Below are 12148 nucleotides of genomic sequence, written 5' to 3' on the forward strand. Positions count from 1 at the left end.
CGGCCTTGGATATTTCCGGCTTCGCCGTTGCCGCGAGGTCGGCCTCGAGTGCGGCAAGCTGTGCGAGTTTGCCGTCGAGTTCAGCCTGTAACGCAAAGGGCTGCCCGAGCCGGTCCCTATAGCCAGCGAGGCGGTGCGTTGCCTGCTCCGCCTTGCGCTCCTGCTCCTGCAGCTCCTGCGGCATGCGCTCCAGGATGTGCTCGATCCGGGCGATCAATCCGACGGGCGTTAAGTCGTCATCGGTCTCGATGTGCTGTTCAAGGCCCGTCCGGCGCATGACCAGGATGGCGTCAGACTCGTGCCGCCATGTTGGCCCTGCGCTGCAGGCCAGCTCGAAACCACCAAGGGTGCCAAGGTCCACCTCGGTCTCGGTCTTTTCGCGAAGAGCCAAGCGCACCTTTGACAGCAAGAGAGCACCCGCCGTCCGGCGCTCATCGACGCGCCGGTCCTGCCAGAGAAGAACAAAATCGTCCGCGCGGGTGGGGATGCGTCGTTTCAGGTCCTCGCCGATCTGCTCGACCCGGCGCCGCGCGGTCTGCAGGTCGAACTCGGCGTTAGAGATCTGCCGCCGCACCGCGAGCTGGTCATCGAAATGCGCCGCGCGCTGCCGATCAAGGCGGGCGATCTCCCCTTCCAGACCGGCTTTCTGCATCAGGCGCGCATCGCCCGATGCAATGGCCTTGGCCAGCGCGAACTGGTTGGCGGCTTCACCGATGTCGTCGATCGTGCGGATGGTGCGGTCGCCGGAGAGCGCAGCAGCGATGAACCGGGCCTTGCGCTCGTTGTTTTGCCACATGGTCGCGTCCATGCTTCCGAGCGTGGCGTAGGCGTAGATCTCCACCTCGTCGTTTTGGTTGCCCTGCCGCTCGATGCGTCCTTCGCGTTGTTCGATGTCGGATGGCAGCCACGGCACATCGAGATGGTGCAACGCCTTCAGCCGAAGCTGGGCGTTCACACCCGTGCCCATGGTCTGCGTTGAACCGAGCACGAAGCGCACGCGCCCGGCGTTGATGTCGTTGAACAGGCGCTGCTTCTCGGCCGAGCGTTTGAACTGCTGCATGATGGCGATCTCAGCTGCCGGCACACCGAGCCGGATCAACTCGTTCCTGATCCAGTGATAGGCCGAGAAGCTCCTTGTGTTCTCGGCCGCCAGCGTGCCGAGATCGGAGAAGATCATCTGTGCGGCACCCGGGATCGGGAGCGCACTGCCGTCGCGCTGCCGGTAGCGCTGCTCGCTGGTCTCCTTCCAGATGCGATAGGCGTTCGCGACCAGCTTGTTCAGCTTATTGTCGGGCTCGTTGCCGTTCCACGCCTCCACGAGCCGCATGTCGATCGCGGCGTGGCGGCCATCGGTGATGACCTTCAGGAGAATGTCGTCACCCTTCTCGGTCCGGCGCGTGCGTCTCTCGATCTCGTCGATCCGTCCCGCCAGTTCTTGCTGGTACGCACGGAAGGCGTCGCTGGCGTCCGCCGTGACAAGCCGACGGCGACCGCCCTTGATGCCGGGCAGCTTCAAGTAACCGCGCAGGTGGTCCTTCAGCACCACGTCGGCGACGGAGCGGAACATGTCGATCAGTTCGGGGACGTTGATGAATTGCGAGAAGCGTTCGACCGGCTTGTAATTGCCGGAGGGCTGCAGCTCCAACTCGGTGCGCGTGTCGCCAAAGGCGCTGGCCCACGCGTCGAACTCGTGGACGCCGCGATCCCGCAGCAGCCGCTCGTTTTGGTAGCGTATAAGCGTGAACATTTCGCCCATCGTGTTGGTGATCGGCGTTCCCGAAGCCTGGATCAGCGCGCGGCGCGGATTGATGGTCTCGATGAAGCAGCGTTTTACGTAGAGGTCCCAGGTGCGCTGCGAACCATCCGGGTCCACGCCCTTCAGCGCCGTCCGGTTGGTCGCAAATGTCAGCTTCCGGAATTCCTGCGCCTCATCGACGATGATCTGATCGATGCCGAGCTCCTCGATAGTCAGCATGTCATCACGGCGCTCGCGGAGCGTTTCCAGCTTCTCGGCCAGTTTCTCCTTCATCGCTTCGAGCCGCTTGCGGGTGATGCGATCGTCGCCATCGGCGCAGGTAATCAGGTGCTCGAAGCTCGCGATCTGCGCCTCGATCATCTCCTGCTCAAAGGCGGCCGGGACGGCAATAAACTTGAAGGCCGAATGAGTAATGATAATGGCGTCCCAGCAGGCCGTAGCGGCACGCGCGAGGAAGCGGGCGCGCTTGTCTTTGGCGAAGTTGGTCTCGTCGGCGACGAGGATGCGGGCGGTCGGGTAAAGCTGCAGGAATTCGCGGCTCGCCTGGGCAAGACAGTGGCCTGGGACGACGAGGATTGCCTTTCTTACCAGGCCCAGTCTGCGTTCTTCCATGACGGCGGCGGCGATCGAGAACGTCTTGCCGCTGCCGACCGCGTGCGCCACGTAGGTCGATCCCGCGGTGATAATGCGCCAGATCGCCCGCTTCTGGTGGTCGTAGAGCCGGATGATGTCGCTGGCGCCGGGCAACGACAGGTGTCGGCCGTCGAAGTGACGCGGCACCAGGTTGTTGAAGTGGTCGTTGTAGAGCCGCGACAGGCGGTCGGCGCGGTCGGGGTCGGTCCAAACCCATTGCGTGAAGGCAGTCTTGATCTTGTTGAGTTTCTCCTTGGCGGCTTCCGTGGCCTCCGCGTTGAACACGCGCCGTTCGCTGCCGTCCACGATCTCGATGTCGTAGATCTGCGGAGTGGCGCTGTTGAGCGCGTCATGCAGCAACTGGCCGGCGTGGCGGCGCGCCGTGCCCCATTCCGACGTGCCTTGTGCGCTGCCGACGAAGCAGCTCGCTCTGACGCCCCAGACGGCGACCTCAACCGTGTGGAAGATCTCCACCTCGCCGTTCATCACCTCGCGCACGAAGTCCCGGATGATTTCGGTCGGCAGCCAGGGTGCGCCGAGACGCGCCGTGATATCCGAAGGCGGGATGTCTCTCGGCTGCACCGCCTGCAGGGCCGCGACGTTGCGCCGATATTGGCCGTCCAGCTTGGCGGCGGCTTCGGCGGCGACGAGCTTGTGGCGGACGGAGCCGGACAGGTAGGCATCCGCCGTCTCCCACTGTTCGGTCATCGGATCGCGGAACACCGCGCTGCCGAGTTGCGCGAGCGCCTCGTCGGGTTCGCACTCCAGCAGTTCGCCGAGCCGCTCCGGCTCGACGAAGCTCAACTCGTTCAACGTCACCGCGAGCGCGTCGGCCGCGCCGGTGATCATCGGCAGAGCCGGCGGCGATACGACGCGTTCGCGGAAGATCGGCCCCATGCGGGCGACGTCGGTGTCGAGGTCGTAATCTTCGATGGAGGCGACCAACCAGCAATCCGGATCGTCGGCGAAGTGCGACAGGTTGGGGCGGCGATGCTGTTCCCGCTCCTCGCCGGTCTCGTCGTCGGTCAGCGTCGAGACGACGGTGTGGTTGATCGGCCCGTAATAGCGGATGAAAGTCGAGTAGCAGGTGCGCAGGCGGACCTGCAATTGTTGCCACGGCTGGCCGGCGGCTTGGGCTCGCAGCACGTCGCGCACAGCATCACGGATCGGCATCAGGCCGCGGATGATCTTGGCGGCTTTCAGGCTGATGCCGTCGCCGGTCTTGCCGCTCTTGATCACGATCGGGACAGACTCCCCGCCGATGATCTGGCACAACCGTCCACCGTGGCCAACGTGGTAGCTGCCTTCCTTGATGGTGGCGCCGTCGGCGGCACGGCCGACCTGGACCGGCGTGGCGAACGCCTGCGCGTCCTCTTCGAAGAGGGCATCCAGGTTGCGGGTGAAGATGCCCGGCGACAGACGGGTGAAGGCCGCATCGAGCTGCGCCTCCAGCGGGCCGGCATTGGCATGGGCGCGGCAGGTGTAGGACCAGCCCGGTCCATAAATACCACGGCGCTGCCCGTGCTCGCCCAGCACCATCTCGGGGTGCGCCAGGAAATACGCGTTCACCAGCACGACGCCGCGGCGAGGATGCCGCCTGTCGGGTTGGCCTTCCGGAGTGATCTCGTCGCCGAGCACCTCCAAACCGTCCAGGTCCTCCAGTTCAGACTCCGGTTCGGCTGGTTGCTCGCCCAGTTCGATCTCGCGCAGCTCCGTCCAGGCTGGGCCCCGGGGTGCTTGGCCTTCGGCCCGCCGCTGAAACACCAGCACGTCGATCACGACCTCGGTGCCGGCCGTCGCCCGCATGCTGCTCTCGGGTAGGCGCACGGCGCCGACCAGGTCCGCCATGCTCGCGATATGCTCGCGCGCCACGGTGCTGGCCTTGTCCATGATGCCGGTGCTGGTCACGAAAATGGCGAGGCCACCTGGGCGCAGGCGGTCGATCGAGCGGGCGATGAAGTAGTCATGCAGGCGCAGCCCGAGCTTTGCGGTCAGCGGGTCGGCTTTGATGACGCGGTCCGCGAATGGCGGGTTGCCGATGGCCAGGTCGAAGCCGCCGCCAAGCGCGGAGCGCGTGTAGTCCTCCCGCCGCACGCGCGCCTGCGGATGGATCAGCGCGGCGATGCGTGCGGTGATCGGATCGTATTCGACGCCGGTGAGGCGCGTGCAGTCGCGCAGCGCCTCCGGCATCAAGGCGAAGAACAGCCCGGTGCCCATGCCCGGTTCGAGGACCCGCCCTGCACTGAAGCCGAGATGCTGGGCGGCGCGCCAGATGGCCCGGATCACCGGCTCGGGCGTGTAATGGGCGTACTGTGTCGAGCGTTGCAGGGCGGCGTATTCCGGGATCGAGGTGGCGTCGGCGAGGTCGTCGCCGATCTCCTCCCAGCCGGGCCGCAGACCCGTCTCGCCCGGCAGCGGAAAGGCGTTTTGCGCCAGGTCGGTCGCGCCGAAGCCGATGAAGCGCATCAGTTGTTCTTGCTCGGCGGCCGTGGGCGCGCGCCCGGCATCCTCCAATTCCCGCGACAGGCGGATCGCGGCGATATTGTCGCGGGCGCGGGCCGGCCAGCCGCGGGCAAGTTGCCGATCGCCGGTCAGTGCAAAGTTCACCCCCTTCTCCGGCGGAGCGAGCGCGGCGGGCGCGTGCGGCTCATCATCGGCATCCGCCGACACGGGTACTGCTGTCGGCATGGGCACCGTCCAACCCAGCGCGGAGCTGTCGAACAGGCCAAGCGTGTACTGCGCTGCATCGGGCATCGTGTTTCTCCAGGACGTGTGATGCCGCACCGCTGTGCAAACGGCCGATCGGGCGGGCATCAGGATGGTTGGGGAACGGGGTCGGGCCTGGGTCAGCCCGGCGAAGATGAGGTCAGTACTCGCCCGGCAGCATCAGCGTGCCGTCGATGAGCCACACCGTGATCTCCTCGAGCGGAAAGTCCGTGAACGGAATGTCCTGCGACGCGAGTGCCGTCTGGCCGTCGCCTGTCGCGGTTGCCGTCGCAGTCTGGTCCGTCCGGACAACGAGTTTCCAAATCTGGAAGTCTTCCTGGGCAACCTCTGGCGTCATCTGCCACGACGTGATCAAGTCGATGAGCCAATAAGCGCCGGCCCTCTCGGCGAGGTGCTGGATGCCCGGCGTGTAAATCAAGCGTCTGGTCCAATGCCTGTATCGTTCGAGATCTCCTGTGAAATAAATCAGCTCCGCGAGTAGCGTTCTACGGTCTGCTTGAACTCGGGTTGTCTTGTTCTCGGTTGTCTCATTCATGCTTTGCCCTTTCCGTCTTCTCTCCCGAAGACTTGTCCCCGCGGCCGCTGCGTGGCGGACACGGCAAGGGCGTCAGCCGGCGCAGCCGGGCCGTCGCGCGCCTTCCGCGCGATGGACCCTTGCCGCGACCAGCGCGGCAGTGGCAGCTGTGGCAGTCAGTGCAAGGCTGCCGCACACGGGTCCACGCCGAACGCATGCGCGGGCCTGTCTGTGAGGCTGGCCATGGTCTAGGTAGAAAAGGATTTGCGTGAGGTCAGGGGCTGCAGAGTTACCTGCAGGCAGTCAGGTTTCGGACGCGATGATCTCCAGAAGCCGCGCATCGACATCGCGCACCGCAATCCAGTCTTTGCGGCTGCCGTCAGCCTCGAAGCCAGAGAATTTCTCGCCGGCGCTGTGCGCGCGGAATGCCCGCAATGTCTCGTCTTTGAGCTTCAGCTGTTCCAATGCGGCGGTCAGGTCTTGCTGTAGCCGGGCAATATAGTTCATGGCGGATCGTCAGCGTTCTGACTGCTGTTTGGGCGGAACGCCTCCTCGACGGCACACTTGGCCGCGGCAAGCGTCATCAGCTTCGCCGCGGCGCTGGCCGCAGCCGCCAGCCGGTCTGCTGGCCGGTTCGCGTGAATGCCGGCGTGACGTACGCGACGGTCCCTGGAAACGGTACGGTTGTTCGTTCTATTTGAAACGAACCATCGTGGTGTCGCGCGACGGTGTAGTTACTCTCATGTCCCATCGTGAGTGCTCCGGCTGGAGTGCTGTCGCCGTAGCGGCGGTCATGCTGCCGCTTCGTCGCCCTTCCATCCTCGGTAGGCCGTCACACAGTGCCTCTGGCAGTACGGCTTGCCGGCCTTGTTCGGCGCGTTGCAGAAACGGAAGGATGGAGTGCCCGGGTCGCCGATCGGCCAGCAGCAGGATGTGCTGCCGATGGCCGCTTGGGTGCGGCGTACGGGCGGGTTCGGTCGCGCCTGGTCGGGGCCGGGGCCGGTCTGTCGGGATGCTCGATTGGTTCCGGCGTGCAGCTTGTCAGTGGCGCCAACTCCGCCAACCGCGGTGGCTGTGGCCGCGCCGGGGCAATTCGCGCGGGAGCGTGGTCTCGCCGAATTGGAGACGGGCGGGCATCCAGATCAAGGCGGTGCGCCTTGCCGACAATGGCATTCTTGGAAACGCCAAGGCGGCGGCCGATCTCAGCGGTCGAGAGCCCCTCGAACCAGAGGGTCCTCAGTTGCAGAATCTCATCGTATGTCCACATTATGTTCTCCTATAGAAATGTTTTGTGATGCCACCTTTCCCGCCGTCAGCCTGCGGCGCGCCGGGCAAGGGCGCCTGCTGGCGCCCGGCCCGACCCTTGCGCGGCGTGCCCGCCGGCTGGCACGGCCGCCCGGTGGTTGCCTTCTATCCCTCGTGCTTGGGCTGCCCTGGCTGCGGCCCGGAGGGTGCGGCGGGCTGTCTCCAGGCCTCTGGTCTCACCATCGCCGGCGCGACCAAGGCGCGTGCGACCGCACGCCTGGCGAGTTCGGGAGCTGCTTCCTGGCGCATCTCACGTGCCCGCCGCCGGGTCGATGTGTCTAATTCTTGGGCCGGGGGTTAACTTGATGCGGGATTTTTTCAGTCGCCAGGTAGGTTGATCACCTCGGCGCCCGCCGTCCGATACAGGCCGGCGACATAGGTCAATGGCGCGTAGGCGAGGCTGTGCCAGGGTTGCGGGCTTGGTACCTCACCCACCGCAATCATGGGACCCTTCACAGCGAGGTCCATTGCGTTACTGAAGTCAATCATCCGGCTATCGATGATCGGCAGACCCGCAGCAACGCAGGCAGCTTTCATGGGCTCAACATCATACCCACTGAGCGTCGAGCCGCGGTCGTAATAGAGCGTGTAGCCGCCGCGCCCAATTCCAAGGTGACCGCCCTCGGTTGCAAGGGCCCGGCTGATGCGTTCCGCGTCGTCCTTGGGCCAACTCGTCGTGGCGGTCATTATGCCGCCTCCGCCAGTTCGGCAGCATCTTCACTATTTTTGTTGACGTCAGGCGCGCTGTCGGCGTGTTTTGCATAGTCGGGGTGGAAGGCCAGGAGGTAATCGGCGATGCGCTGAGCGTCGGCGGCGGCGCGGAAGATTTCACGTTTATTCTCCCGCAGATTCTTTGCCCAGGAGGCAATGTAATTGGCGTGATTGGGGATATCGCAAGGAAGATTGAGTGTGCCACCAATAAAAACCGACGCCAATTCTGCGCGTAACTCTTCCTGGGCGTAAGCATTCGTTCCAAAGCGGCCGGTTAGGTCTCTATTCAATCTATTCTTTGCGCCCGACCAATGGGCTGCCTCATGCAGTGCCGTACAGGCAAACTCCTCTGGACTCTCGAATGACGCCGGCTCTGGCAATTGGATGAAGTCGAGCGACGGACTGTAGAATGCCCTGTCACCGCCAACCCTGATGACGGCCTTGCTGTTCGTCAGAATGATGTCGGCCGCTTCGGGGCGGCGCCAAGGCGCCTCCGTGACATTCGGCGCCACATAGGCGGGCATCCCCTCAATTTGCGAGCCGTTAAATACGGTGTAGGCGCGCAGCATGGGGATGGCCCTGGTTCGATCCTCCGCCCCCGGTGCCGCGTCGCAGTCCTCCACCAGCATGCGTTTGAAGAAGAAGACGGTCGTGCCGCGCTCGCCTTTGCGGACCTGCCAGCCGCGATCGGATGCCTGTTTGTAAGAACAAAAGCGCGGATCGCCTCCAAGAGTGAACGAGGTCATCGCCAGCAGAAGCACGTTGATGCCGTGGTAGGGCCGTCCGGTCGTGGCATTGATGGGCGTGCCGGGCGAGCCGTTCTTCCAAGGCTGGCGCCAAGGCCGCGTGCCGCCTTCGAGCGCCGCGATAATCTTGTCCGTCACCTCCTGGTAGTAGTCGCGCCGATCGGTAAACGGCTTGCCACTGCGGTGTGTGATCATCGGGGGCTGTCCTTCGAGGTTTTTTGCTCAACCCCTCCTCCGCCCCGTGTCCTGACCGGCCGGGGCAAGGGCGCGCCGTCTGGTGCGCGGCCGAAGGCCGGACCCCTTGCGGCGGTCCGGCGCAGGCGCGGTAAACCTCTTCTTTCGTCACTCCTTCTGTTGTTCGATACCCTGGCGGTTGGCGCGGAGGCGGTCATGCATCAGCGTCGCGATCTTGACCTGTATGTCCCGGCTGGTGTGCTGATCGCTGAGGTCCTCCGGCAGCGATGCGGCTTGGATGCATTGGACGAAACCGTGGGCGGGCCCAGGCGCGGCTTCGCGAGACGCCCTGGCGCGCCGAGCCCTTGAAGCAGTCCGACGGGCGCGCAGTACTTGTTGCTGTCCCTATCCTGGTCTGACCACTCGGATTTTTGTACCGCGGCAGCGGTTGATGATTGCGCCTTAGCGCTTGGCGCTCTTCAAGCCCTTAGCGTGGAGATGGCCGAGCGCATTAGCCAAGTCATCCGCGTCCTCGAGTGGCAAGCCGGTTTGCGGCGTGTCAAAGACGACGGCGGGTTGACCGCTTTCCGTATCGATGACCGACCATCCAATCCTATCCGGCTCGATGGTGTAGCGCGTGACCATGGGTGCGGGCCTTTCATGGGGAAACGCAGTATTGAATCATAACTCGGGTCGATCTGCCAAGTTACCTGTTAGAAGATTTGTTGGTCACGTGAAAACAAAGCGTCCGATAGACAATCGTCAGGGCGTGGCATCTGACCATGCATGGCTGCTTTCGTTGCTTCCTGACGCGGTGGTCGGAAGATTTGCTCCACCGGACCTTGTCTATCCAGTTATTTTTGTTCGATCGGCAACGCTGCCGATCCCAATCAAGATGGATTTCGTCCGACATAAACGCACGAATAGCGGCGCATAGGTTTGAACGGCGTGGCGGTGTAGTCATATCGCGCGCGAAAGCACGGTAAAGCTGCATGCGGTTGTTTCCTTATGCCCGCCGGACCATGGATGGAATCAGATCTTTCACCGTTGGTGCGCCCATTTGTTGCATGACCGCGTGTGTCTCGCGGCGCAGGATCTCTAGCACGCGTTCTACACCGGGTTGACCGAATGAGCCGAGGCCCCACAGATAAGGTCTGCCGATTCCGACGGCCGCCGCGCCAAGGGCCAGCGCCTTGACGATGTCGGTGCCGCGGCGGAAGCCGCTGTCGATCAGCACTGGCATACGGCCGCCGACTGCCTCGACGATACCGGGCAGCGCGTCGATGGTGGAGCGGCCGTTATCGTCATTCCGGCCGCCGTGGTTCGAAACGATGATCGCGTCGATACCGGCATCCGCCGCAAGTTTCGCGTCTTCCGTTGCCAGGATGCCTTTGAGTACGATCTTCGTTTTGACCACGTCGCGCAGACGATGGACCGAGTCCCATGTGAAGCTGATCGCATTGAAGGCAGCTCCAGTCAGGTCGATGCCGTCGAAGTTGGGTTTGCGCGAGAGGTAACTCTGCAATGTGGTCCCATGGCAATCGCTACACTGTCTCGTGTCGACCCGCCGTAGCCGTGCCAGGGTTTCCCAGTTCTGCTGCGCCAGTCCGTCGACGGTGATGACGATCGTTTGGCAACCGGCCCGTTCCGCCCGTTTCGCTAGCGCGACGGCGATCTCCCATTTCGAGGTCGGATAAAGCTGATACCAAACCGGGCCGCCGCGTGCCGCGATCGCATCCTCGATCGACGTGGTCGCGACAGTGGACAACATCTCCAGGTGGTTGCCCGCCCGCGCGGCTTTGGCGACGGCGATTTCTCCCTCGGGATGGTAAGCCTTATTGCTGGCGGTCGGACACACGAAAATCGGACTGTCGAACGCCGTGCCGAGGATCTCCGTGCGCATGTCGATCTTGCTGACATCGATCAGGCGCCGCGGCAGCAACTGGAATTCTTGGAACCCCGCGCGGTTGGCTCGCAGCGTCACCTCGTCGTCGATGCCCGTCGTCATGTAGCCGAAATGCGCCGGCGGGACCTTCTCATGCATCACCGGTTCGAAATCGAACACGTCCAGGGCCTGCTTTGGGTCGGTGATCAGCTTGTCCAGTTCGCGTGGCGCCCACACCATCGGATCGGCCGCGACCTGCCCGAGCGCCGGTCTCCCCGCGAACAGCGGACTAGCGGCGACGAACCGCAGGAAATTCCGCCAGTTCGTGAGCGTATCCACCATGGCTACCTCTATCGTCCCAAAAACGAACCGACCAGCGCGGCCAGTTCATCCGGCGGTTCCATCTCCGGACGATGTCCGGCCGCCGCGATCGTTTCGTACCATGCGACGGAAATCAACGTTGCGTACGCGCGGCCATAATCCGTCGTGACGACCCAATCGCTTTCCCCCAAGCCACTAACGTCGACCCCGCGATGCGCGCCAACCAATGGCGAAGTTGCCGATCGTAAGTCGACATTTCCTATATGCCCGGGCCAGCCGGGCACCGTGAGTGAACGATATCCGTGGATGAGCGCGCTCGGCAAGATCGACGGCACCATGGCCGCGTGGGGATCCTCTTAACCGGAGGTAGGCGGCCTGTTCGTGCGCGGAGGTTGCCCCACCAGGCGACGCCGGGACGCTGTCTCCCGCAGACTAGCAGGTCGGAACAAGTCAAGGATCACGCCGAGCGTGGCTCCAGTTTACACCCATCGCACACCTTGGCGTGGCAGCGAACGAGGTTATTGGAATGTCCGTTATAGAGATCCGACATCACGGCCTGGAATAACCTGGATAGGCGCTAATTGGCCAAGTTCGTCGCAGGCGCATTGGAACGCGCGATGACAACGAACTAACGGTCGGTCATGGAGGTTGCCAACCGCAATCGTCGATCCGTTTCAGAGATTTTGTCAGGACGTAGTATGACGGTGCTGCGACCCGCGCGGATCACGTTTTAGTGTCGCCGCATCCCGTCGACAAACACGTCTACCAAGCGCTGTACGTTGCTTTGCCAACCCGGCTTATCGTGCGTGTAGCACAGGCCCACGACGGTTCGCAGAATGTCCTCAGTGCTGATGTCGTCGCGGATCACCCCAGCGTCCACAGCCCGCCGCAGAAGCGCTTCCAGCACCCCGCCCAGCCGGTGGATGGAATAGGCGGTCAGATCCAACCCGGCGTGCACCGCGACGGCAAGCGCGACGGACATGCCTTTCTTCGTCGCCACGAATTCGACATTGGCGTGCATCCAGCGGCGGAGTGCGTCCAGCGGCGGCAAATCCGACCCAAGTTGCCCCGCCAGCCCCACCAGTTGTTCCACCTCGTTCCGGTACACCGCCTCGAACAGCGCCTGGCGGGTCGGGAAATGTCGGTATAGCGTTCCCACCCCGACGCCGGCCTGGCGCGCGACGGCCTCCAGACTGGCCTCTGGCCCACCGGCGGCGAACACGACCTTCGCCGCCTGGAGAACCCGCTCCCGGTTTCGGATGCTGTCGGCGCGGGGTTTCCGCCCAGGTTTGGCTGAAACAATGCCGTCCATACCGGTTTGGCTTCGCTCCCCTTGAAAACGGAGGTGGCCTCCGTATTTACCGACACATCACAGC

Annotated in this window: 10 protein-coding genes and 1 pseudogene; all 11 read right to left on the reverse strand. The window is 63.8% G+C overall.

Going from position 1 to position 12148, the window contains the following annotated elements:
- A partial coding sequence (locus tag GSQ89_RS24320) for a helicase-related protein (protein WP_158930113.1) occupies positions 1-5143 on the reverse strand: 5143 nt, incomplete at its 3' end.
- Between the two features lie 112 nt (positions 5144-5255).
- Positions 5256-5651: a DUF6876 family protein gene (locus GSQ89_RS24325; protein WP_158930115.1), complete on the reverse strand. Its 396-nt coding sequence runs from the start codon at positions 5649-5651 to the stop codon at positions 5256-5258.
- 282 nt (positions 5652-5933) lie between these two features.
- Positions 5934-6137, reverse strand: coding sequence for a hypothetical protein (locus GSQ89_RS24330; RefSeq protein ID WP_158930117.1), 204 nt, complete (start codon positions 6135-6137; stop codon positions 5934-5936).
- Between the two features lie 284 nt (positions 6138-6421).
- Positions 6422-6667 carry a GcrA family cell cycle regulator gene (locus tag GSQ89_RS39375; protein ID WP_371734288.1) on the reverse strand — a complete coding sequence of 82 codons (246 nt, stop codon included), beginning with the start codon at positions 6665-6667 and terminating at the stop codon, positions 6422-6424.
- Between the two features lie 77 nt (positions 6668-6744).
- Positions 6745-6897: pseudogene (locus GSQ89_RS39380) on the reverse strand (GcrA family cell cycle regulator); the annotation flags it as partial.
- 356 nt (positions 6898-7253) lie between these two features.
- Positions 7254-7622: a hypothetical protein gene (locus tag GSQ89_RS24340; protein ID WP_158930119.1), complete on the reverse strand. Its 369-nt coding sequence runs from the start codon at positions 7620-7622 to the stop codon at positions 7254-7256.
- The gene (locus tag GSQ89_RS24345) at positions 7622-8587 is read right to left on the reverse strand and encodes an ArdC family protein (protein ID WP_158930121.1); all 966 of its coding nucleotides are present in this window, start codon (positions 8585-8587) and stop codon (positions 7622-7624) included. The genes GSQ89_RS24340 and GSQ89_RS24345 overlap by 1 nt, the downstream gene beginning before the upstream one ends.
- A gap of 441 nt (positions 8588-9028) precedes the next feature.
- Positions 9029-9211, reverse strand: a complete 183-nt coding sequence (locus tag GSQ89_RS24350; protein WP_158930123.1) for a hypothetical protein — start codon at positions 9209-9211, stop codon at positions 9029-9031.
- A 361-nt stretch (positions 9212-9572) separates the two neighbouring features.
- The gene (locus GSQ89_RS24355; protein WP_158930125.1) at positions 9573-10793 is read right to left on the reverse strand and encodes an alpha-hydroxy acid oxidase; all 1221 of its coding nucleotides are present in this window, start codon (positions 10791-10793) and stop codon (positions 9573-9575) included.
- Positions 10794-10801: 8 nt separating this feature from the next.
- Positions 10802-11110: an alpha/beta fold hydrolase gene (locus GSQ89_RS24360; protein WP_158930127.1), complete on the reverse strand. Its 309-nt coding sequence runs from the start codon at positions 11108-11110 to the stop codon at positions 10802-10804.
- A gap of 392 nt (positions 11111-11502) precedes the next feature.
- Positions 11503-12084: a TetR/AcrR family transcriptional regulator gene (locus tag GSQ89_RS24365; protein WP_158930129.1), complete on the reverse strand. Its 582-nt coding sequence runs from the start codon at positions 12082-12084 to the stop codon at positions 11503-11505.
- Positions 12085-12148: the final 64 nt, after the last annotated feature.

The organism is Acidisphaera sp. S103, assembly GCF_009765975.1.
Classification (GTDB): domain Bacteria; phylum Pseudomonadota; class Alphaproteobacteria; order Acetobacterales; family Acetobacteraceae; genus Rhodopila.

Bases quoted from the DNA above. Each gene is read 5' to 3' on its own strand.
- GSQ89_RS24330 (WP_158930117.1), bottom strand. From the start codon at position 6,137: ATGAACTATATTGCCCGGCTACAGCAAGACCTGACCGCCGCATTGGAA.
- GSQ89_RS24340 (WP_158930119.1), bottom strand. From the start codon at position 7,622: ATGACCGCCACGACGAGTTGGCCCAAGGACGACGCGGAACGCATCAGC.
- GSQ89_RS24345 (WP_158930121.1), bottom strand. From the start codon at position 8,587: ATGATCACACACCGCAGTGGCAAGCCGTTTACCGATCGGCGCGACTAC.
- GSQ89_RS24355 (WP_158930125.1), bottom strand. From the start codon at position 10,793: ATGGTGGATACGCTCACGAACTGGCGGAATTTCCTGCGGTTCGTCGCC.
- GSQ89_RS24325 (WP_158930115.1), bottom strand. From the start codon at position 5,651: ATGAATGAGACAACCGAGAACAAGACAACCCGAGTTCAAGCAGACCGT.
- GSQ89_RS24360 (WP_158930127.1), bottom strand. From the start codon at position 11,110: ATGGTGCCGTCGATCTTGCCGAGCGCGCTCATCCACGGATATCGTTCA.
- GSQ89_RS24365 (WP_158930129.1), bottom strand. From the start codon at position 12,084: ATGGACGGCATTGTTTCAGCCAAACCTGGGCGGAAACCCCGCGCCGAC.
- GSQ89_RS24350 (WP_158930123.1), bottom strand. From the start codon at position 9,211: ATGGTCACGCGCTACACCATCGAGCCGGATAGGATTGGATGGTCGGTC.